The following is a 23,204-nucleotide window of genomic DNA, read 5'->3' on the forward strand; positions in this document are numbered from 1 at the left end:
AGTGCGTGCGTGCATATTCAGCATCAATCATAAAACCATTAGGCGGGAGTTTGGCTCTCGCCTTTTTGTGCTTGCTCGCAGGCGGCGCACTCTTTTCGCTTGGATGGCAAGCCTTTGGCGAAGGTTCGCTCTTCTCGGTTTTTGATGCCTATGTCTGGCGCATCACCCGCTTCACACTGTTGCAAGCACTGCTTTCCAGCCTGTTATCGGTGGCTGTCGCTATTCCCTTGGCGCGCGCATTACATGCATCAGAAAATTTTTATGGACGCGCATTAATTTTGCGGCTCTTTGCCCTGCCCTTGGTGCTGCCTTCACTGGTTGCCATTTTAGGCATTACCGCCATTTATGGACGCAATGGCTTCATTGCTTATCTGGCAGATTTAAGTGGCAGTTCTTTTGTGCCCAATATTTACGGCCTCACCGGCATTTTGCTGGCACATGTGTTTTTCAATATGCCGCTGGCGGTACGGCTTATTCTGGCCAATCTGGAAACCATTCCTGCCGATTATTGGAAACTATCGGCGCAATTGGGCATGGGTAACTTTTCAAGGTTCCGGCTGATCGAATGGCCAGTGATCCGGCGCAACCTTTCCGGTATTGCCGGTTTGATTTTCATGCTGTGCATTACGTCTTTCACCACCGTTTTGACCCTTGGCGGGGGCCCTCGTGCCACCACCTTGGAAGTGGCGATCTATCAGGCACTGCATTTCGATTTTGATCTGAACCGCGCTGTAGCGCTCACGCTGATGCAGCTTATTTTGACACTCACCGTGCTCGTCATTTTGCGCTTTTTTGGTCACCCAAGCGAGGAAGGCTTTTCGCTGAAAATAACCACTAAGCGCTATGACAATGTGAAAAAAACAGAGCGCTTCTTCAACTACACAGTCATTCTGACCGGATTTTTGTTTATTGCCAGCCCTGTGATCGGCATTGTGGCATCATCATTCATGGCGGATTTTTCACGCCTGTTAAGCGAAGCTGCGGTTTGGAATGCAATCTTCACCAGTCTCTGGCTTGGCGCTTCTTCCGCCTGCCTGTCGGTTTCTCTCTCTTTCGCCTTGGTGATTGCGCGTGAATATAGCGCCAGCCTATCACGCAATAGCAAACCGCCTGCCACCACACGCTTTTATCAAAGCGCACTGGAAACAGGTTCAAGTTTAATATTGGTCGTGCCACCAATTATTTTAGGTGCAGGCTGGTTTATTCTACTGCGTAATTTCGGCAATCCGTTTTCCTTTGCTGCTGCAATGGTCATCATTGTTAATGCAGCTATGGCTATGCCTTTTGCCGTACGCTTCATTCGCCCCGCATGGGACAATGCAGCCGCCAGTCATAACCGATTATGCGCGCAGCTTGATATTTCCGGCATCAGCCGTTTGCGCCTGATCGACTGGCCGGTGATGCGCCAGCCTGCCATCATTGCCTTTGCTTTTGCCTTTGCCTTATCTTTGGGTGATCTGGGCACAATTGCACTTTTTGGCAGTGATGCGCTCACCACTCTGCCCTATTTGCTGCTACAGCGGATGGGCAGTTATCGAACACTTGATGCGGCGGGACTTGCTCTTATCTTAGGTAGCTTATGTCTGTTGTTGATGATGATTGCCGACCGCGCCGCCAAAGCCCGCCCCTATCAGAAAGCCGATTAATGTCGATTATCATTGATGATGTGCACTTTAACTATGGTGAAATGCAGATGCGCTTTGACACAAAGCTGCCTGCAAACCGCATTACATCCATCATCGGCCCCAGCGGTTCGGGCAAATCAACTTTGCTCAACATCATTGCCGGCTTTGAAACACCACTGAGCGGCAAAGTGATCATTAATGGTCAGGATATGAGTGATCTGCTACCGTCCGAGCGTCCTGTTTCAATGGTGTTTCAGGATAATAATCTCTTTGCCCATCTGGATGTGACGCAAAATGTCGGCCTTGGCCGCTCCGGTAATTTGAAACTTGTCCAAGCCGATCATCAAGCAGTCCAAGACGCGATTGCCCGCGTTGGTTTGAGCGGCAAAGAACATCGCAAACCAGAAGCATTATCAGGCGGTGAACGTCAGCGTGTCGCCATTGCCCGTGCTTTGGTGCGGCAAAAACCGGTTTTATTGCTTGATGAAGCCTTTGCCTCTTTGGGGCCAGCACTGCGCCATCAAATGCTTGATCTGATTGATGAACTGCAACAAGAAAATGCCATGAACATTTTGATGGTCACCCATACGCCGGAAGATGCATTGCGTTTAAAAACATGGCTGGTCTTCGTTGAAGCGGGCCAAATCAGTGCGACGGGCGAAGCGGAGGACCTCCTTTCAAGCTTGGGTCCGCAAGCTTTGCAGCATTATATGGGCAACCAATTGACCTGACCGCGTTAAGTAGTGATCACATAATCGAATCTGACAAATTATTAACGATAGTTGAACCGCAGCTCCACTGGACACCGGCACTTTAAATAATTAAATTGGCAACAAATTATTCGCATCAAAGCTGCCGAACTCTATGAAGTCGACATAGAAAAAACATTATTCATGCAACTTAAGTCAGCCAGAAGCGTTTTCGTCACAAGCTAGCAGAAGCAAAAAAGACTATTCGTTTTTTTGGCTAAAGATAATAAGAACAGATCCGGAATCAAAGCGAGGATTAAGATAAAACCTCTCCGCCCTCTCCGCTCGACTTCATCCAATGATGCGAAATTGAGCCTCACACTAATTAGTCATGTTCCGGCTGCGATGCATAAGCGCGGTCTGCGACGGTATGTGTCCGTTTTAGGGTTGGCAGGTCTGTCTTTTTTGAGTGCCTGCCAGACTCTTGATTTCAGTGATTCTGATAGTCTGCGCCCGTCTGACAATCCGGTAACTGTTGCCAATGTGACCCGTAATGACCGTTTGGCACAACTTGGTGCACAGCAGCATCCGCGTATTCTGGCCACCTATGGTGGTGAATATAAAGATGCCAGGTTAGAGCGTATGGTCGCTAAAATCGTCGGTAAACTAACCACTGTTTCCGATAAGCCCGATCAGACCTACCGCATCACAATTCTTGATAGTCCGAATATCAATGCCTTCGCATTGCCGGGTGGATTTTTATACGTGACACGCGGTCTGTTGGCTCTTGCCAACGACTCCTCCGAAGTCGCAGCCGTCATTGCCCATGAAATGGGACATGTCACCGCCAATCATGGTATTTTGCGTCAGGAAAAAGAAGCCGAAACTGCGATTGCCAGCCGTGTCGCCACCGAAGTGTTGCATAATGAAGCAGCAGGACGTGAAGCACTCATTCGCGGCAAGCTGAAACTTGCGCAATTCTCGCGCAATCAGGAATTGCAGGCAGATTCGATCGGCATCCGCATGATCGGTGAAGCAGGCTATGATCCGTTTGCTTCTCCACGCTTCCTGCAATCCATGGAAGCCTATTCAAGCTTCCGCTCCATTTCCGGTGCGACCGATGCCAGCCTCGACTTTCTGGCCAGCCATCCGGCAACCCCGCAACGTATTGAGCTTGCAATGGGACATGCGCGGCGCGTTGGTGCACCAGGTGTCGGCACCACCGACCGCGATTCATTCCTCAACGGCATTGACGGCCTGCTTTATGGCGACACCCCAAGCGAAGGCTATGTGCGCGAACGGGTCTTTATCCACCCGAAACTCGGCCTGACCTTCACAGCACCAGCCGGTTTCAGCATCGACAATTCGGCTACCGCCGTCATGGCGAGTGGTCCGGGTGAAGTAGCGATCCGTTTTGATGGCGCCAATTTGCCATCCGGCATGTCGCTCACCGATTATATTTCTTCTGGATGGGTGACAGGATTGGATGAAAAAACCATCCGCCCGATCACCATCAATGGTTGGCCGGCCGCAACCGCGCGTGCCAGTGCGGATCGCTGGGAGTTTGATATTGTGGTGATTGGAGCAGGCGACAAGGTCTATCGTTTCCTGACCGCAGCGCCGCGTGGCAGCAATGCTTTAATGCCTGCCTCACAAAGCATCACCCAGTCCTTCAAAATGCTCACAGCCGCCCAGAAAGACGCATTGAAGCCACTGCGCATCCGTGTGGTCACAGTCAAAGCAGGAGAAACTGTCGCCAGTCTGTCCGAGCGCATGTATGGCACAGACAAAAAACTTGATCTCTTCCGCCTCATCAATGCGCTGCCAATCGGTGCAACTGTATCAGCAGGAGACCGCGTTAAACTCATTTCAGAGTAGTAGAGCCCAGATCAGAGTAAAAGCGATAAATCCAGACATAAAAAAACCCGGGATCAAAAACCCGGGCTTTTTTTCAAAATAACAGCTTAAAAAATTATGCTGCTTCAACTTCTTCGTCTTCAGCCTCGCCTTTGGCGCCACGTTTTGGACCTTTTGCCAGATTAACTTCAATCAGACGAACTGCTTCGGTTTCCGACAATTTGTTAACAGCTGCAATTTCACGAGCCATACGATCAAGCGCTGCTTCATAAAGCTGGCGTTCTGAATAAGACTGTTCCGGCTGGTTATCAGCGCGAAAAAGATCACGGACAACTTCGGAGATAAAAATCAGATCGCCGGAATTGATCTTTGCATCATATTCCTGCGCACGACGTGACCACATTGTACGTTTGATACGCGCACGCCCCTGAACAACTTTCAAAGCACGTTCGACATAATCAGTTTCCGAAAGCTTGCGCATACCGATAGTCAGAGCCTTGGCTACAGGAACCTTCAGGCGCATTTTATCTTTTTCGAAATCAATTACAAAAAGTTCTAACTTGTGGCCGGCAACTTCTTGTTCTTCAATGGCGACGATCTGACCGACACCATGAGAGGGATAAACAATCGATTCACCGGTCTTGAAACCCTGACGAGCTGGGGACTTCTTCTGCTGGGATGACATACGCTTCCATACTCCCTGTTGTGCCCGGCGCTTCCGCCGGTTAACACGCGATATTCTTTTTTAGCCCGTGCCTTAAAAAAGCACTTGCAGGCATAAAATTGTCAGTTTACTTTCTGAAAATCACTGCTAAGCATAATTCATCGACCGGCTTAATGATGAGCAGTTTGCAATCAACGTGATTAACCGCTCCGGGTCATTTTATCCGGTAAATGAATATATCCTATCAAAGATTAGCGCATAAACGTAGCGACTTAACGTCCAGAGACCGACATTTTGGCGGCACCATACCATAAAATAGATACAGAAGCAAGAATTTGACAAAATCGTGCTGGCCGAAGCAAGTTTCCTTCAGCCAGATCCATTTTATCAGATAATTTTATCGCTTAATCACCAGAGCCTGGTTCAGCTGAGAAATACTGCAACTTGTCAGAAACGCCGTCCATCTCTTTGGCCTCAGGCAGTTCATCTTTCTTCACAGTGATATTCGGCCATTTGACAGCATATTCAGCATTCAGTTCCAGCCACTTATCAAGGCCGGGCTCTGTATCGGGGCTGATTGCCTCCGCCGGACATTCAGGCTCGCAAACGCCGCAATCAATACACTCGTCAGGATTAATGACGAGCATATTTTCACCTTCATAAAAGCAATCAACAGGACAGACCTCTACACAATCCGTGTATTTACAACGGATACAATTGTCAGTGACAACGTAGGTCATAGTCAAACTCCAGTCAGAAAAGGCATTCGTTGAGCAGTCAGGTAACGATTTTGAAGCCGTATGACAAGCCTAGAAACGCCCAATAGTGACGGTTCACCGCAGGGCAAAACTAAAATGGCACACAGATTGCAGATTTTGCCGCAGTCTTGGTATTTTCAACTAAAAGTAATAAAATTCGCAAAAATATATTTGCACTGCAAAAATCAGAATTTTGTTAATCGGAAAAAACTTGACGCAATTTATCCGTTAAACGACGCTCACGCTTGGTCGGGCGACCTGATCCGGCATCCCGCAAGCCAGGTTTGATATTGGCCATTTCATCTTTGTCCGGCATCGCGGGCGAGTTATCCTGATAAAGCAGCTGTGCGTCCGATGCAGGCCCTCGCCGTTCACCCAACAATAAAACTTTATAAATCAGAATTTTACGCTCTAACGTAATGGTCAGATCATCACCGAGTTTCACGCCATATGACGCTTGATCAATCTTTTGTCCGTTGACTCTGACGTGACCACCGGCGGCAAGCTTTGCCGCCAGCGATCTTGATTTCACCACGCGCGCGAAAAACAGCCATTTATCGATCCGCTGCTTTTCTGATGCTGTACCCATGGTTACTTCTTCAGCTGTTCCTTCAGCGCTGCCAATTTTGCAAATGGCGAATCAGGATCAAGCTTCACAACACGTTCCTGACGTTCAAAACGCTGATTGCTTTCATGCTTATTGTGCTGGCCACCGCGCTTCGGACCACTCTTATGGGGCGCACCGGATTTGCGCTGATCGTCACGATGGTGTTTGCGGTTTTCACCTTCACCGGCATGATTTTGGGCTGCATTGTCGCCAGATGGCTTACGCTTAGGCCCGCGGAAATTGCGACGTTCGCTTTTTTCGCCTTCTGCACCTTCAGCATTAGTGCGCTGATTGTTCTGACGGCCACCACCGCTATGATTGCCGCGCTGATTGCCGCGATTATCATTCCGGTTGCGGTTTTCAAAGCGGCCCTGACGCCACAGGAGAACAGGCTTGGCCTCTTCTGCAACAGCCTCAACAACGGTTTCTGCGGCATCATCAGCCTCTGCAACCTCTGCAACATCTTGCTGTACCACTGGTGCCGGAACCGGTTCTGCATCAGGCACTTTAGGCTTGGCACTCTCGACAGCTTTGGCTGCAAAAGCATCAAGCTCGGCAAATTTCGCTGCAACGGCCACATCGGTGGTTGCTTCATGACGATAGCCAAGGCTTTTCAGAATTTCTTCCATGTCATCAGCGGTTGCGCCCAAAATGGACATCATTGCTGCGGTAACAAGGAACTTGCTGCCGTCATAAGCGCCTTCCGGACGCTCGCCAATGCCCGGACGCCATGCCAAAGCCGGACGGATCAGATCCGCCAAACGCTCCAGAATGTCGATGCGCACAGCACGACGACCAAGCACACGGTAACCGGCCAGTCGATAGAAAACCGGATCAAATTCCGGATCGACAACAGCCGATGTACGACCAGCAGCCATCACATTGACGACTTCGCCGTAACCGTTTTTATCGCGCCCGTCATTTTGCAGGCTCCACAACAATGTGATGAGACCTGCCGGTGCCGGCTTCAGCAAAGCTGGCATAAAGACGTGATAGGCACCAAAGCGCACACCAAGACGGCGAAGGGCGGCACGGGAATCCTGATCCAGGCCACGTACTTCTTCAATCACATCACGGCGTTGCAAAATGCCTAAATTTTCAACGAGCTGGAAAGCAAGACCACGGGTCATGCCGGTCAGGGCATCCGCCTCTGCCAGATCGGTCAATGGTTTCAGCACGGTTTCAATATGGTGGGCAACAAAGCGATCAATACGGGCGGCGACCTTATCGCGTGCCGGACCTGTCAGCTGCTCGTCAGCCAACAGCACCGCACGTGGCTTCATTACATTTTCACCGGCTACCAGTGTGGCAATAGCCGCACCGACATAACGCAGCACACCGTCTGACCCCAGTGCAAAATCACCGTTGGGCGCGGCAGCAAATCGCTCTGCCCGCTTTTCAAACTCGGCGGCAAGCGCCTTTTGTGCAGCCGCTCTCACTGCCTTCGCATCCGAACCTTCGGCTTGCGTATCGGCAGTGAAACGGAATCCTTCCAAATGTCCGACATTATGACCTTCAACAATCACATCACCGGACGGGCTGATTTCAGCTTCAAGCATGGCATTCTCTCTCAGGCGCCTCATAAGCACGCTTGTCCTGCGGTCTACAAAGCGTTTCGTCAACCTCTCATGGAGCGCGTCGGACAATCTGTCCTCAATTTCGCGCGTCTTTTCCTGCCAGTGTGTCGGATCTGCCAGCCATCCCGGCCGATGCGACACAAAAGTCCAGGTTCTTATCTGCGCTATTCTATGCGAAATAGTGTCGATTTCACCATCAACATTATCCGCACGGCGCAATTGTTCGCTCATATAATCTTCATCGACGCTCCCCCGGCGTACGAGATCCTGATAGATCGACGCAATAATTTCAGCATGCTGTGCCGGCGCGATCTTGCGATAGTCCGGCAAAGCACAACAATCCCATAACATTTCTATACGTTTTGGTGTCGTTGCCAACCGGCTAATTTCTTCATCACGCGACAGATGGTCCAATGCTTGCGCATCCACTGCCGGTAATGCACGGACAAGTCCTTCAATCGGTGCAGGTTTGTCCAAAGAATTACGCAAAGCTGTGATCGATGAAAAGTCGAACTTGGCTGTGCGCCATTGCATCAGCTTCACGGGATCGAAATTATGTGATTCGACCCGTTCCACCATTTCATTGTCGAACGGATCAACCTGTCCCGTCACGCCAAAAGTACCGTCACGCAAATGACGTCCGGCGCGACCGGCAATCTGTCCGATTTCCGACGGTGTCAGATCACGAAACTGATAACCGTCAAACTTTTTGTTCTGCGCGAATGCTACATGATCAACATCAAGATTAAGCCCCATACCGATAGCATCGGTTGCCACCAGAAAGTCGACATCGCCTGATTGATAAAGCTCGACCTGTGCATTGCGGGTTCGCGGGCTAAGCGCACCCATAACCACCGCAGCACCGCCGCGCTGGCGGCGGATCAGTTCGGCAATCGCATATACCTCGTCAGCTGCAAAAGCGACAATGGCCGAGCGACGCGGCAGGCGGGTGATTTTCTTGGAACCGGCATAAGCCAGATGCGACAAGCGCGGACGGGTGATGACATTGATACCGCGCAGCATTTTTTCCAAAATACCACGCATGGTCGCCGCACCCAGCAGCAGCGTTTCATCCCGCCCGCGCAAATGTAAAATACGGTCGGTGAAAATATGGCCACGGGTGAGATCACCTGCCAGCTGCACTTCATCAATAGCCACAAAGGCCACATTGGTGTAGCGCGGCAAGGCTTCCACCGTGCAAACAGAATAACGCGCTCCGGTAGGAATGATTTTTTCTTCACCGGTAATGAGCGCAACATTGGCCGCCCCTACCCGCTCGACCACCCGTGTGTAAACCTCACGCGCCAGCAAACGCAGCGGTAAACCAATCATACCGCTACTATGCGCCAGCATACGCTCGATCGCCAAATGCGTTTTACCGGTATTGGTCGGCCCCAGTACAGCCGTCACATTGCGGCCGCTCAGCACTAAAGGCATATCTTGGGTTGGTTGATGGTTCATAAGGTTAGCGGTTAAAGCCTCAGTATATCGTCTTGAATTTCGTTGTCAGCGATAGCACTGATTCCCGGTCACTGGAATACCGCTATAAATAATGACAAGCCGCACAATAGCGTGCGTTTTGCTGATTACAATGGCAATTTTAACGAATGGAACGACTCTCGAACGAATCGGCGACGAATCGTCGACCTCGCAACTTTCTCTTTTTGTTCACCTCTACATCTAGTCAAATCGGTTGAAGCCTCTACCAGCGCCAGAAATGCCGCGTAAACCACCCTTGATGGTGGATGAAAATCCAACTGATTCCATTGGCAGATATTAACCTTTGCATACGGATTATTTTTGTCTTTTCAGACACAGCAAATATGCATGCCTCATGTGCCAATTTTACAAGGCAATCTTTGAGCGTAAATGTTTGAATTTCAGCACTTTTGTTAAGCTTTGGTTCAAAGCCGGAACGAATCGGCGACGAATCGACACTTAATGCACGTTCTTATTTTGTACACGCTCTATCTGGTGGGTATGAACCGTAACAGCCCATAAATAACAAGGCAGAGCTCGCACAAGCTCTGTCTTTTATTGTTTTCAGCGCTGCTTTTATTAACTTTTACACTGCAATACAGTCACCGTTAAGTGCCGCTTAATCACGCTCGACACAAAGCGCTACACCCATACCGCCACCGATACACAAAGTGGCAAGGCCACGTTTTGCATCACGCTGCTGCATGGCATAAAGTAAAGTTGTCAGCACGCGCGCACCCGATGCGCCAATCGGATGGCCGATTGCTATCGCCCCGCCATTCACATTCACAATCGCCGGATCAAGCTTCAGATCACGTACCACAGCACAAGATTGAGCGGCAAAGGCTTCATTGGCCTCCACCAGATCAAGATCATCCACTGTCCAGCCTGCTTTTTGCAAGGCTTTCTGCGAAGCAGGAATAGGCCCTGTCCCCATAATCGACGGATCAACACCTGCGGTTGCCCAGGAAACGATTCGCGCCAGTGGCTTCACCTGACGCTTTTCTGCCTCACCTGCACGCATCAGCACTAAAGCCGCCGCACCATCATTAATGCCGGAAGCATTACCGGCTGTAACAGTGCCAACCTTATCGAAAGCAGGGCGAAGTTTTGCCATCGCATCCAGTGTTGCACCATGGCGGATATATTCATCTTCACTGACAATAATGTCGCCTTTGCGGGTTTTAACCACCACCGGTACGATTTCATCTTTAAAGCGGCCGGATTTTTGTGCGTCTTCGGCTTTGTTTTGAGAATCAACCGCAAACTGATCCTGTGTCTCACGGCTAAGCTGCCATTGGGTGGCAATATTTTCAGCGGTTGTGCCCATTGGATAACCATAGAAAGCGTCCGTCAGACCGTCTTTCATCATGGTGTCGATCATTTTGAAATCACCCATTTTGACCCCGCCGCGCAAATGTGCGCAATGCGGTGCCATCGACATGGATTCCTGACCACCAGCGACGATAATATCGGCATCACCGCTTAAAATCTGCTGCATACCAACTGCAACCGCACGAAGACCTGAACCACAAAGCTGATTGAGGCTGAAGGCTGTGGTTTCATTCGGGCAGCCTGCAAGCTTGGCCGCTTGACGTGCCGGATTTTGTCCCTCACCTGCGGTTAAAACCTGACCGAATACCACTTCATCGACTTCTTGCGGCGCAACACCTGCACGCTGCAAAGCCGCAGCAATCGCAGTAGCTCCCAGTTCATGCGCCGGCACATTGGCAAAAGCACCGTTGAAACTTCCAACCGGTGTGCGTGCCGCACCAACAATCACAATCACATCATTCATGGCAGGCATTTGATTTTAAGCTCCCAATTTGCAGGCTTTTCTCGCTGCAATTCCTCTCATTGCGCACACAGTAATCACAAAATATCTGATAAACAACAAAACAGACGCACCTTGGCAGCAATCCGGCAAATTAGGCTCAAAATAAGATGATCCTTCACGCTACAGATTAAGTGTTTTTCCCGTAGGCTTATGCTTATAACGTGCAATCCTCTGCCAAGGCCGCTAGATTGGTTGCAGAAAATCACAGGAGTTTTTCATGTCAAAACTGACCCTCGCCAAAGCTAACCAGATGATCAACGGTGCATTGGAACGCGCTAAAGAAGCCGGCATGCAGCCGCTTTCCGTTGTTGTATTGGATGCTGGCGGCTATGTAACCGCCTTCCAGCGTCAGGACGGCTCATCAAACCTGCGCTTTGCCATTGCTTCCGGCAAAGCTTATGGTGCATTGGCTGTCGGCAAAGGTTCACGCTGGCTCAACGATCAGGCGAAAGATCGCCCGCACTTCCTCGAAGGCCTTTCCAATGTATCCGGCGGCAAAATTGTTGCGGTTCCGGGCGGCGTTTTGATCAAAAATGCAGAGAATGAAATTCTCGGCGCAGTCGGCATTACCGGTGACACGTCTGACAATGACGAATTGGCAGCAATTGCCGGTATTGAAGCCGCAGGCTTCACCGCTGTTGCCAACTAAATAGCATTACTGACAATAAAAAGCCTCCGTGCGGGAAACCACACGGAGGCTTTTTTATGTGCATGTTTTAAATCTTCAAAACAAATAAAAACACCGTGCGAAATTCACACGGTGTTTTTAATTCACAAACAATAATCTATGCACAAAGCGCAGACTATTGAAGAAGCTTAAGCTTCCTTCGGTGTCAGAACCTGACGACCGCGATACATACCGCTTTTCAGATCGATATGATGCGGACGGCGCAATTCACCTGAGTTTTTGTCTTCAACATAGGTAGGCGCCTTCAGGGCATCAGCCGAACGACGCATACCGCGCTTCGACGGGGAAGTTTTTCGTTTAGGTACAGCCATGGATTCTGCTCCAATGATCGGTCAATAATAGTCCGGCCCGACTCCAAAGGAGCCTGTCACATCGGACAAGATTCCGGAAAGTGACGAGCCTATACACGTTCTGGCAGCGTTTGACCAGTCAAATTCGCATTTTTTTTGCATCATCACTGTTCTAACTCTTGCTTATCAGTGCTTCTACACAGCATTTGACAAAGGTCAATTAAACTTATCAGCGCAGGCTTACAAACTAAGCTTAATAAATATCAACGAACACAGGTGACATAAGGCCCGGCTTTTTTTGCCCGATTCTGTATGATATTGGCAGTTCTGACCATGCCGCGGCTTGGTTTTGCCGGATTGCGCACCGCTGGGTTTGGCAAAGTAACAGCCAAAAGCGAAGCTTGCTGTAAGGTCAATTTAGACGCCGAACGTTTGAAATAATGCTGCGATGCCGCTTCGATTCCGTAAATACCTGGCCCCCATTCAGCAATATTCAAGTAAATTTCCATAATGCGCTTTTTGGACAGCATCATATCCATTGCCATCGACAAGGGCAGTTCCAGCGCTTTTCTGAAATAAGAACGACCATTCCAAAGAAAGAGATTCTTTGCCGTTTGCATTGTGATCGTCGAAGCGCCACGCGCCGGTTGACCGCTGAAGGCATCTTTTACCACCAGCGACATCTGACGCCAGTCCACTCCGCTATGGCTGCAAAATTGGCCATCTTCAGACATCATCACAGCATTGACCAGATGGGGCGAAATATCATCAATATCGATCCATTGCCGCTCCATTGTTTGAAGCAACACCTGATCTTTAAGCATCAGCGTGGAAACCGGATGTACAAAAGGCAGTTTATATATGCCAAGCAACAGCAGCGGCAATATAAGCAGAAATAAACCAATCTTGAAAACAAGACGCAGGCCAGCTTTACCGGCAGGCTTAGCGATGTCATCACCGTCGTCTTTGTTTTGATGAATGTCTTTTTCCACTAAACTCAGCCTGTTCTTCTTGTCCGACAAGCCATAAACTATTTACTAAGCAGAATGAACCCATCTGCCGAAAAGTTAACAAATGATAAACAATGTTTATCGGGGCATGTTTATGATACTGATTTCATATAATCTTCAAGCTCCCATAGTTGACCCCTTGCGATAGTCTGGTAAACGCTCCTCCCATGGATAAGAACAGTCTCTCCCCCGATTTCACCGCCGCTCTTGCAGCCCGTGCCATACAGGTTGAAACCATTTTGCAATCGCTATTGGATGAGCGATTAAGAGCGGGCGAAATTGCCCGTCCGGAACGGCTGATGGCAGCCATGCGCTACGGCGTTTTGAATGGCGGCAAACGCCTGCGCCCGTTTCTGGTGATGGAAACCGCCGCCCTTTTTGGTGCCAATGAAGAAGCAGCATTGCGCGTTGCTGCTGCACTTGAAAGCATCCATTGCTATTCGCTCGTGCATGATGATCTGCCGGCAATGGACGATGATGATCTGCGCCGTGGTCAACCGACCCTTCATAAAGCTTTTGATGAAGCCGCAGCGATTTTGGCCGGTGACAGTCTGCTCACCTATGCTTTTGACATTATTGCCAGCAAAGAAACCGAACTGGATGCCGCCACTCGGCTGGAGCTGGTGTTAAGCCTTGCACGTGCTGCCGGCCCCGGCGGCATGGCAGGCGGCCAAGCCCTTGATTTAATGGCGGAAGAACAAAGTCCGGATGAGGCTGGGATTATCACCTTGCAGGCGATGAAAACCGGCGCGCTCATTCGTTTTGCCTGTGAAAGCGGTGCTATTATTGGTGGTGCAACCACACAGGAACGCGAGCGTTTGGCAGAATTTGGCTCAGCTATCGGTCTTGCCTTCCAGCTTGCTGATGACCTGCTGGATGTGACATCGGATGCAGCGCATCTTGGCAAAGCCGCTGGCAAAGATGCGGATGCCGGGAAAGCCACATTAGTGGCGCTTCATGGTATTGACTGGACACGCAAGCAATTGGCGGGTTTGGTAGCGCAAGCTGAAGAACTGCTGGAACCTTTTGGCGAGAAGGCCGGGATTTTAAAGCAAGCCGCCCATTTTATCGCGCATCGACAAAGCTAAACACTTAACAAATAAAAAGGCCGATGTTTATTTAAAACACCGGCTTTTTTATAAGTCAATTTAAGCTTCAAGCCTCAATTTCCATTGGTTCTTTAGCACCCAGACCAAACCGATTTTCGATATATTCAGCTACCATTTTCTGGAAATCTTCAGCAATGGCGGTCCCACGCAAAGTGGTTACTTTTTTACCATCGACAAAAACCGGCGCAGATGGCGTTTCACCGGTACCCGGCAGTGAAATGCCGATATCGGCATGTTTCGATTCGCCCGGTCCATTGACGATGCAACCCATCACTGCCACAGAAAGCGCCTCGACGCCTGGATATTTCTCACGCCAGATCGGCATGTTTTTACGAATATCGTCCTGAATGGTCTGCGCCAATTCCTGAAACACAGTCGAAGTGGTGCGGCCGCAACCAGGGCATGCTGCAACAATAGGAATGAACTGCCGGAAACCCATCGTTTGCAACAATTCCTGCGAGACCTGCACTTCACGGGTACGGTCGCCGCCCGGTTCCGGCGTCAGCGAAATGCGGATTGTGTCGCCGATTCCCTGCTGCAACAAGATCCCCATTGAAGCAGATGATGCGACCACGCCCTTGGTACCCATGCCCGCTTCGGTCAGTCCCAGATGCAGCGCATGATTGGAGCGACGTGCTAGTTCTGTATAAACCGCGATCAAATCCTGCACCTGACTGACTTTGGCAGACAGGATGATTTTATCGCGCGGCAGACCAATTTCTTCCGCCAGATCAGCAGAGATCAGCGCAGATTGCACAATCGCTTCACGCATCACTTGCTGAGCAGTGAGTGGCGCACCTTCCGCCTGATTGCGATCCATTAAAGTGGTCAACAATTCCTGATCAAGCGAACCCCAATTGACACCGATACGCACCGGCTTGTTGTAGCGAATTGCCATTTCGACAATATCGGCAAACTGCTTGTCTTTTTTATCTTTGAAGCCAACATTGCCCGGATTGATACGATATTTCGCCAAAGCCTCGGCACAGGCCGGATGATCAGCCAGCAATTTATGGCCGATATAATGGAAATCACCCACCAGCGGCACATCAAGACCCAGACGCTCAAGACGTTCGCGAATTTTAGGCACAGCCGCTGCCGACTCGTCACGATCAACGGTAATGCGCACCAGTTCAGAACCTGCATGATGAAGGGCTGCAACCTGCGCCACAGTGCCATCAATATCAGCCGTGTCCGTATTGGTCATCGACTGCACCACCACAGGCGCGCCGCCGCCCACCATCACACCGCCAACATCCACGCCAACTGACGTGCGACGGGCAAAAGGGTGCGAAAAATAGCTGATTTGTTCGGAGGCCATTTTATTCAATTCATCCAGGATTTTTTAAACTACTCGATGGCTGCGCGTTGATGATCACAAATATCAAGTGCCATAAATTTATGGCTTTATATAGTCCCTTACAAGTCGCATGTCGCCCCTTGTCGCGCCAATCATGCAAAATTTTATTGGCTTTTCTTACTGGCCATCATGATTATGGTCAGCAAAACGCGCCAACCTTGAAAAGGTCAACACCACAAGCAGTAAAACCGGCAAACAGGCGAAGACCAGCGCAAAGCCATGAAACTTTGCAATCCAGCCAATCAGCGATGGGGCCACTAATGTACCGGAGTAACCAAGGCTGGTGGCAATCGACAGGCTGACGCTTGGCACCACCCCCGGCACATTGCCGGCCATTGAAAAGATGATCGGCGCCATATTGGAAATGCCGATGCCGCAAACTGCAAAACCTGCAATAGCCAGCCAGGGTGTCGGCGCAAAAGCTGCCATCAATAATCCAGTGATTGCCACCAGCGTGCAGACCCGCAATGTTTTCACTGCCCCAAAACGATCGCGCACACTATCACCGGCAAAGCGCATCAATGCCATTGTGAGGGAAAAGGCGGCAAAAGCAAAACTGGCCGTTTCTACCGAGGCACCATAATCTTGGCGCAGATAATAACTGCCCCAATCCATGATCGCCCCTTCCGGTATCATCGAAAACAATGCCAGCAGTCCAATCAGCCACGGCAATGGTTGTTTGGGCAAACTCAACTTCACACGTTCACTGGCCTCGCTAATTTTGTCTTCCAGAATATTGGGCCAAGCCAACACAATTAAAATACCGGCCACCACAGAAACAACTGCCCCATGAGCAATAGAGCCGATATTGGTCATAAGATAACCGGCTGTTCCAGCTCCAAGCAAACCGCCTAGGCTCCAAAAAGCATGACATGAAGACATGACCGCGCGGCGCAATGATTTTTCCATCGCCACCGCATTGGTATTCATCGCCACGTCCATTGTAGCGATAAATCCGCCAAAATAGAAAAGCACAATCACTGCCACAATTTCATGCTGCACCAGACTGATCAAAAACAACACGGGCACGACTGCAACTGCCGATATTTTAACGATACTGGCCGAGCCGAAACGCGCGCACAATGCACCGGATAATGGCATAAACAATACTGAGCCGATGCCGAAAATTAGGATCATCAGCCCCATTTGCGCACTATCAAAACCTAAACGCGCAGCAAATTCCGGAATTCTGGGTGCCCAGCTGCCAAAAATATAGCCATTCATTAAAAACAGAAGCGCTACAGCAAAACGTGCAGGCGGAAAAGATACTTTAAAGCGCTGTTGCAGCACCGCTATATTAAAAAAATTTGTCAAGGAAGCGTACGCCGCGTTGGTTTAAAGCATGAAAATACAGTTCGTCATCGCTCTTGTTTCAAAAACATGTAGATATGTCAAAATAATAGCTCATCACAAAATTGCGACAGATACCCAACGTGGCTAGTTCGACAGACAAGTTGGAACAAAAATGCCCCCGCTATTGGATGACAAACAGCGGGGGCATTTATTAAGATTGCGGTCAAATATTATTCGGCCAGAACCTGCTGTTCGTAGACATAATTGCCATCAGCATTTTTCTTCCATTCATACATGACGTAACCCGGCAATTCAGCATCACCTTTGGCATCAAAAGAAAGCGCACCAAGTGCTGTCGGGAAAGGTCCCTTTTCTTTCAGTGCTGCAGCTACCTGCTGCGGGTCATTGCTGCCTGCAGCAGCAGCTGCTGCTGCAATCGCCTGTGCCGCGGCATAAGAGTAGATGGTGTAAGCTTCAGGCTCGAAACCTGCCGCACGGAACTTCTCAACCAGTTCCTTATTGGCAGGATCCACACGCGGATCAGGACCAAAGGTATTGAGTGTGCCGATCACAGCGTCACCGGCGATTGATGCCAATTCATTATTCACGATCGCATCACCGGAAATGACCGGAACCTTCAGGTTGTTTTCGGCCAGCTGTCGGATAAGCAAACCACCTTCAGTGTGGACACCACCCCAATAGATAGCTTCAACACCAGCAGCTTTTGCTTTGGTGATCAGCGCCGAGAAGTCTTTTTCGCCAACATTGACGCCTTCATAAAGAACTTCTTTCACACCAAGTTCGTTAAACTTCTTCTTGGTGGCATCAGCCAGACCCTGACCATAAGGTGTTTTGTCGTGAACGACTGCGATTTTCTTATCTTTGAAATGTTTCGCAATATATTCACCGGCAACAATACCTTGCTGGTCATCACGGCCACAGGTACGGAACACGTTCCACAGGCCTTTTTCGGTATAAGCTGGGTTGGTCGCACCCGGGCTGATCATCAAAATACCGTTTTCGGCATAAACATCAGCTGCCGGAATGGCGACGCCTGAATTATAGGGGCCGATCACAAACTGAACACCGTCACCGGCAAATTTATTCGCAACCGAAATCCCCTGTTTAGGGTCGGAAACGTCATCGCCAATAACAATTTTGATTTGCTCGCCATTCATACCGCCATTGGCGTTGATTTCAGCAATCGCAGCCTCTGCGCCCTTCAAAATCTGCGCGCCATAGGTGGCGTTCGGACCCGTCATCGGTGCGCCGACACCCACCAAAACATCAGCCCAGGCACCGCCGCTTACTGCCAGCAATGCGGAAAGAGCAACACCAGTAAATAATGTTTTTTTCAACTTCTCACTCCCTTTATTTTCAATTCCCCGACGGAATAAACCCGTCATTTCCGTATAATGCTATTTTTAAATTATGCTTATATTAAACGGCCGGTTTAGCTGGATCAGTGACTATTTAGCCCTCCACGACAACATTGATGCCTTTTCATACAGCCAGCTATATTGGCTGACCATCTGATTAACTCTGGTATATCTGAACCCGATAGAACCAATTATGATCAATATAATCGTATCTACCAGATAATAATGCAATGAAAGCATAGTACCTTCGAATAAGGCGTGATGGATGAAGCGCACGGCCACTCCGAGCGGGATCAGATAACACAGCAATGTAGTATAAGGACGCCAAGTCTGCGCGCATGCGCGCCCTGTCATCCACGCAGCCCAACCGCCAAGCAGGCAGGTGATCAGGATAAACAGCCAGATTGATGGTTCTTCGTAAAGAATTCCCTGCATGATTTTGCTCCCTTAATGCCTTCCGCCTTCGAGATAGGCAGCCCGCACTTCCGGATTTGCCAGTAAATCTACGCCGGAACCGCTCATCGTGATGGAACCATTGACCATCACATAGCCACGATCGGCCAGTTTCAACGCACCAAACGCATTCTGCTCCACTAAAAATACAGTCAAACCGCGCGAGCGGTTGAGCTCTTTAATGGCTTCAAAGATCTGCTTAACGATCAATGGTGCCAAGCCCAATGAAGGTTCATCCAGCAACAGCAAACGCGGACGCGCCATCAATGCACGGGCGATAGCAAGCATTTGCTGTTCACCGCCTGAAAGCGTGCCGCCACGTTGATGCATACGCTCTTTCAAACGGGGAAAGAGATCAAACATCAATGCAACATCTTCTTCAAAGAAGCGCTGATTATCGAGGCTCGCCCCCATTTGCAGATTTTCATAAACCGTCATACGCGGGAAAATGCGTCTGCCTTCAGGTGACTGCGCAATACGAAGATGCGCAATCAGATGCGGCGGCGTATTGGTAATATCCTGTCCGTCAAAAATAACACGCCCTGTACGCGCACGCGGCATACCAAAAATCGTCATCATCAAGGTCGACTTACCGGCACCATTGGCACCAATGAGGGTGACAATTTCCCCGTCATTCACAACCATATCAATGCCCTTAAGCGCACAAATATTGCCGTAATAAGTTTCAACCTTATCGATCACCAGAAGCGGATTTTTATCCTGCATCATTCATCCCCTTCAGTCTGAGTTTTATGACTGGTAGGGACATTTCCTGCCTCAACCCGCTTTGAAAACTCCGTATCCTGTCCGGCAGTCAGCAACTTTGCCTGCCCCACCCAATCTTCACGCTCAATCCGGCCACCGAAGGCGAGAAAAGCATCAAATTCGGCAATATCGGCTTCATCCCAAGCTGCAATCTGATCAAAGTGGAAAATGCCGTGCTTGTTCAGTTTTTCTTCGTTCACCGCACCGACACCTTTAATCAGGGTCAAATTATCCGGTGCATCGCCGCGTGGTGCCTGAAGCGCGCCTTTAGGCATAAAGCTTGACGCAAGCTTTTCTTCAGCGGCATGATCACCCTGTTCAGCCAAAGCTTCCTTAGCCAAAGCGACAGTCACAAAATCAGCTGCATTACCGCTGGCAGGAGCATCTTCAATCAGCTCCGCCACTTCATCATCATCAACACCCAGATAGGCCGCAATCACTTTCGGATCATCACGGACAAATTCCGGTGTGCCGTCAGAGATTTTGGTGCCATATTCCAGCACGATGACATGGTCGGAGATTTCCATAACCACCGACATATCGTGCTCGATGAGCAAAATAGAGGTGCCGGTTTCATTTTTAATATCCAACAACAGCTTGTTGAGCTGCGCCGACTCACGCGGATTAAGACCAGCTGCCGGCTCATCCAGACAAAGCATTTCCGGTTCGGTGCACATGGCGCGGGCAATTTCCAAGCGCCGCTGATCACCATAAGGCAGATCCCCGGCCGGATCATCAGCACGCTCAATCAAATTGATTTTTTCAAGCCAACGGCTGGCTTTTTCAATCGATTCCTTGGCGGCACGCTTGTAAGCCGGCAATCCCAATAGGCCGAGAATTGTATAACCGGATGAAGTCATCAGCTTATTATGCTGTGCGACCAGCAAATTTTCCAAAACTGTCAGGCCGGTAAACAGGCGAATATTCTGGAATGTTCGTGCCACATGCGCTTTCTGCGTGATTTTAAAATCAGGCAACCGTTCCAGCAAAAACTGTTCGCCGGATTTTCGCGTCATCGTCAACATACCGCCGGTTGGTTTATAAAAACCGGTAATGCAGTTGAACACGGTGGTTTTACCGGCACCATTGGGGCCGATAATTGCAGTAATTTCACCACGCTTGACATTAAAAGACAGGTCATTGATTGCAACCAGTCCGCCAAAGCGCATGGATAAATGTTCTACCTTGAGAATATCATCTCCGGTCATATTGGCGGACATCATATGTGCTTTATCCATTAGCCATGCCCTTCCTTGGTAAAGGCACCTGACACCATTTTTTTACTATGCAGAAATGCACTTGGCTCTCGTTTTCCGACAAAACCACGCGGTTTCCAAACCATCATCACCACCATCGCCAGACCGAAAATCAGCATACGATAGAGTTCCGGCGTAAAGTTTGGCCCGAAAATAGCTTTGAGGAAGGTCATGTCACGCAGGATTTCCGTACCGCCAATCATTACGATGGCTGCCACAGCAATGCCCATGAGTGAGCCCATACCGCCCAGAACCACGATCGCCAGAATGACGGCAGATTCGAGGAAAACAAAGGATTCCGGACTAACAAAACCCTGACGTGCAGCAAAGAACGAGCCCGCAAAACCGCCAAACATAGCACCCGTTGCAAAAGCGGTAAGCTTTGTCGTGGTGGTATTGATCCCCAATGAACGGCAGGCAATCTCATCCTCGCGCAATGCTTCCCACGCACGGCCAACCGGCATCCGACGCATTCTGATGGTAACCCATGCCGTCAGCAGAGCCAAAAACAGGATCACATAATAAAGGAAGATTTTATAATGTGCCGCCGAGAAAGACAGGCCGAAAGTTGCCGCAAAACCATTGGGTGTTGCATTAAACGGAATGCCGAAGAAAGTAGCCTTGGCGATACCCGAGACGCCGAATGTTCCCTTAGTGACATCCGTCCAGTTGATCAAGACAAGGCGGATAATTTCACCAAATGCCAGTGTCACGATCGCAAGATAGTCACCCCGCAGACGCAGCACCGGAAAGCCTAAGATAACGCCCCAAAGTGCTGCAAAAATACCGGCCATGGGCAGCAAAATCCAGAAGGACAAACCCCAATAGCTTGAAATCAATGCATAAGAGTAAGCGCCAACGGCATAGAAAGCGACATAACCGAGATCGAGCAAGCCTGCCAGCCCGACAACAATATTAAGCCCCCATGCCAACATTACATAGATCAGAATCTGGACGCCAAAATTATCGACCCATTTCAATGATCCCTGCATACCAAAAACATTGACGATAAACACGGGATAGATAAGCAGAATTGCAATGCCGATCTGGGCAATATGTTTACCGAAAAAAGACTGGCTTTCTGCCTTAACAGGCTTTGCTGCTTTTGCCATTTTGCGCTTATCCAGCCACGGCTCAAGAAATGCCTTGAACAGAAAGCGCCCGACTGCCGCAATCGCCACAATTATGAAAAGCTGCGGCCAGCGTGTGGTCAGTATTAATTGGTTGTTAATGTTTTGATCGGTCTTGAAACCGACAATCAGTACAAAGAGTCCCAAAGCCAGCAGACCGGCTATGATCCCTTCGCGAATTGCTTTACCGAATACGGAGTCAGCCTGTGAAGACGATTTGAGCGCCATGATTACACCTTTTCGACTTCTGGACGACCGAGAATACCGGACGGCATAAAGATCAGTACGATGGCAAGAATGGAGAATGCCGCGACGTCTTTATAATCAATCGAGAAATATGCCGACCAAAGCGCTTCAATCAGGCCGATGAGCAAACCTCCCACAACCGCGCCAGGGAGCGAACCGATACCGCCAAGAACCGCCGCGGTGAATGCCTTGACCCCTGGTGTAAAACCATCAGCAAAAGAAATAACACCGTAGAATGTCAGGTAGAGCGTACCGGCAACTGCCGCCAGCATTGCACCCATCACAAAGGTCAGCGAAATCACACGGTCAACATTGATGCCGAGCAGTGCCGCCATTTTACGATCCTGCTCACAGGCACGTTGCGCGCGGCCAAGCGATGTACGGTTAACCACATACCAGAAAGCTGCCAGCAGAATTGCCGTTACAACAACGACCACGATCTGTTTCAGCGAAATCGTCACATTACTACCAAACAGGGAATATGAATCATTGATGAGGTTCGGGATCGGTTTGTTGCGCGGCCCCTGTGTGACCTGCACAAAGTTGGACAAAGCAATCGACATACCGATTGCGGTAATCAACGGTGCCAAACGGAAAGATCCGCGCAATGGCCGGTAAGCCACACGCTCAATTGCCCAGCTCCAAAGACCTGTCAGCAACATCGCCACGATCATCATGATCAGCAATGCCAAAGCCACAGGTAAAGCACCGATAAATGTCGTGATAATTAAAAAAACAATCAGCGCCATAAATGCGCCAAGCATAAAGACATCACCATGAGCAAAGTTAATCATGCCGATGATGCCATAAACCATCGTATAGCCGATGGCGATCAGGCCGTAGATCGAACCGAGCGCTAGCCCATTGATCACTTGCTGAAGGAAATATTCCATCGAAGAGCCACCCATTATTTTATGCGGGACGTTATAATTATGCCCTAAACGGCTTGGTTGTTATCCCTAAAAACCAAAACTAAACGCTGTATTACGGAATGCAAGCGATTTTCATATCAGACATTCGGCTAATAGAGATGTAACGAACCAGTAAAAATCAATTAAAATACTGATAATAAAGATTTTTTGAGTTAAAATTTACACGTAATAATTGTAATTATCTCCCTATGCAACGCATT

19 protein-coding genes and 1 pseudogene are annotated in these 23,204 nt (G+C 49.5%); 5 read left to right on the top strand and 15 right to left on the bottom strand.

Annotation, left to right across the window (positions count from 1 at the left end; all coding sequences use genetic code 11):
- The first annotated feature begins 5 nt into the window (after positions 1–5).
- From thiP to cdlP, 3 genes are all read left to right on the top strand, one after another.
- Positions 6–1,646 carry a thiamine/thiamine pyrophosphate ABC transporter permease gene (thiP, locus tag JNC77_RS10860; protein ID WP_374832340.1) on the top strand — a complete coding sequence of 547 codons (1,641 nt, stop codon included), beginning with the start codon at positions 6–8 and terminating at the stop codon, positions 1,644–1,646.
- The gene (locus JNC77_RS10865) at positions 1,646–2,356 is read left to right on the top strand and encodes a thiamine ABC transporter ATP-binding protein (RefSeq protein WP_374832342.1); all 711 of its coding nucleotides are present in this window, start codon (positions 1,646–1,648) and stop codon (positions 2,354–2,356) included. The genes thiP and JNC77_RS10865 overlap by 1 nt, the downstream gene beginning before the upstream one ends.
- A 363-nt stretch (positions 2,357–2,719) precedes the next feature.
- Positions 2,720–4,192, top strand: coding sequence for a cell division protease CdlP (gene cdlP / locus JNC77_RS10870; RefSeq protein WP_374832470.1), 1,473 nt, complete (start codon positions 2,720–2,722; stop codon positions 4,190–4,192).
- Between the two features lie 94 nt (positions 4,193–4,286).
- On the opposite strand, the gene JNC77_RS10875 is transcribed toward cdlP, so the two are convergent.
- The 5 genes and pseudogenes from JNC77_RS10875 to JNC77_RS10895 all read right to left on the bottom strand — a co-directional run bounded on the left by JNC77_RS10875 (position 4,287) and on the right by JNC77_RS10895 (position 11,054).
- Positions 4,287–4,856: a CarD family transcriptional regulator gene (locus JNC77_RS10875; protein WP_374832344.1), complete on the bottom strand. Its 570-nt coding sequence runs from the start codon at positions 4,854–4,856 to the stop codon at positions 4,287–4,289.
- A 383-nt stretch (positions 4,857–5,239) separates the two neighbouring features.
- Positions 5,240–5,575, bottom strand: a complete 336-nt coding sequence (fdxA, locus tag JNC77_RS10880) for a ferredoxin FdxA (RefSeq protein WP_374832346.1) — start codon at positions 5,573–5,575, stop codon at positions 5,240–5,242.
- A 214-nt stretch (positions 5,576–5,789) separates the two neighbouring features.
- Positions 5,790–6,182 (bottom strand): Hsp15 family ribosome-associated heat shock protein, encoded by a 393-nt coding sequence (locus JNC77_RS10885; RefSeq protein WP_374832348.1) that lies wholly within the window; start codon positions 6,180–6,182, stop codon positions 5,790–5,792.
- A 358-nt stretch (positions 6,183–6,540) separates the two neighbouring features.
- Positions 6,541–9,238, bottom strand: a pseudogene (locus JNC77_RS10890) (helicase-related protein); the annotation flags it as partial.
- Between the two features lie 637 nt (positions 9,239–9,875).
- Positions 9,876–11,054: an acetyl-CoA C-acetyltransferase gene (locus tag JNC77_RS10895; RefSeq protein ID WP_374832472.1), complete on the bottom strand. Its 1,179-nt coding sequence runs from the start codon at positions 11,052–11,054 to the stop codon at positions 9,876–9,878.
- Between the two features lie 256 nt (positions 11,055–11,310).
- On the opposite strand from JNC77_RS10895, the gene JNC77_RS10900 reads away from it, so the two are divergent.
- Positions 11,311–11,742 (top strand): GlcG/HbpS family heme-binding protein, encoded by a 432-nt coding sequence (locus JNC77_RS10900; RefSeq protein ID WP_184222579.1) that lies wholly within the window; start codon positions 11,311–11,313, stop codon positions 11,740–11,742.
- Positions 11,743–11,909: 167 nt separating this feature from the next.
- Here JNC77_RS10900 and rpmF read toward each other — a convergent pair whose 3' ends face one another.
- A complete protein-coding gene (gene rpmF, locus JNC77_RS10905) occupies positions 11,910–12,092 on the bottom strand; it encodes a 50S ribosomal protein L32 (protein WP_374832350.1) in 183 nt (60 codons plus the stop codon).
- A 242-nt stretch (positions 12,093–12,334) separates the two neighbouring features.
- Positions 12,335–13,063, bottom strand: a complete 729-nt coding sequence (gene mtgA, locus JNC77_RS10910; protein ID WP_374832352.1) for a monofunctional biosynthetic peptidoglycan transglycosylase — start codon at positions 13,061–13,063, stop codon at positions 12,335–12,337.
- 185 nt (positions 13,064–13,248) lie between these two features.
- Here mtgA and JNC77_RS10915 point away from each other — a divergent pair, with 185 nt between their 5' ends.
- The gene (locus JNC77_RS10915) at positions 13,249–14,169 is read left to right on the top strand and encodes a polyprenyl synthetase family protein (protein ID WP_374832354.1); all 921 of its coding nucleotides are present in this window, start codon (positions 13,249–13,251) and stop codon (positions 14,167–14,169) included.
- A 67-nt stretch (positions 14,170–14,236) separates the two neighbouring features.
- Here JNC77_RS10915 and ispG read toward each other — a convergent pair whose 3' ends face one another.
- The 8 genes from ispG to JNC77_RS10955 all read right to left on the bottom strand — a co-directional run bounded on the left by ispG (position 14,237) and on the right by JNC77_RS10955 (position 22,965).
- A complete protein-coding gene (gene ispG / locus JNC77_RS10920; protein ID WP_374832356.1) occupies positions 14,237–15,511 on the bottom strand; it encodes a flavodoxin-dependent (E)-4-hydroxy-3-methylbut-2-enyl-diphosphate synthase in 1,275 nt (424 codons plus the stop codon).
- A 156-nt stretch (positions 15,512–15,667) separates the two neighbouring features.
- Positions 15,668–16,846 carry an MFS transporter gene (locus tag JNC77_RS10925; protein ID WP_374832474.1) on the bottom strand — a complete coding sequence of 393 codons (1,179 nt, stop codon included), beginning with the start codon at positions 16,844–16,846 and terminating at the stop codon, positions 15,668–15,670.
- 227 nt (positions 16,847–17,073) lie between these two features.
- Positions 17,074–18,201 carry a branched-chain amino acid ABC transporter substrate-binding protein gene (locus tag JNC77_RS10930; protein WP_374832358.1) on the bottom strand — a complete coding sequence of 376 codons (1,128 nt, stop codon included), beginning with the start codon at positions 18,199–18,201 and terminating at the stop codon, positions 17,074–17,076.
- A gap of 111 nt (positions 18,202–18,312) precedes the next feature.
- Positions 18,313–18,657, bottom strand: a complete 345-nt coding sequence (locus JNC77_RS10935) for a DUF6867 family protein (protein WP_374832360.1) — start codon at positions 18,655–18,657, stop codon at positions 18,313–18,315.
- A gap of 12 nt (positions 18,658–18,669) precedes the next feature.
- Positions 18,670–19,401, bottom strand: coding sequence for an ABC transporter ATP-binding protein (locus JNC77_RS10940; RefSeq protein WP_374832362.1), 732 nt, complete (start codon positions 19,399–19,401; stop codon positions 18,670–18,672).
- Positions 19,401–20,660 carry an ATP-binding cassette domain-containing protein gene (locus JNC77_RS10945; protein WP_374832476.1) on the bottom strand — a complete coding sequence of 420 codons (1,260 nt, stop codon included), beginning with the start codon at positions 20,658–20,660 and terminating at the stop codon, positions 19,401–19,403. Before JNC77_RS10945 ends, JNC77_RS10940 begins: the two co-directional genes overlap by 1 nt.
- A 17-nt stretch (positions 20,661–20,677) precedes the next feature.
- Positions 20,678–22,054 carry a high-affinity branched-chain amino acid ABC transporter permease LivM gene (gene livM, locus JNC77_RS10950; RefSeq protein ID WP_374832364.1) on the bottom strand — a complete coding sequence of 459 codons (1,377 nt, stop codon included), beginning with the start codon at positions 22,052–22,054 and terminating at the stop codon, positions 20,678–20,680.
- 2 nt (positions 22,055–22,056) lie between these two features.
- A complete protein-coding gene (locus JNC77_RS10955) occupies positions 22,057–22,965 on the bottom strand; it encodes a branched-chain amino acid ABC transporter permease (RefSeq protein ID WP_374832366.1) in 909 nt (302 codons plus the stop codon).
- Positions 22,966–23,204: the final 239 nt, after the last annotated feature.

Origin of the sequence: Paenochrobactrum pullorum (assembly GCF_041929845.1) — a bacterium.
Taxonomy (GTDB): domain Bacteria; phylum Pseudomonadota; class Alphaproteobacteria; order Rhizobiales; family Rhizobiaceae; genus Paenochrobactrum; species Paenochrobactrum pullorum.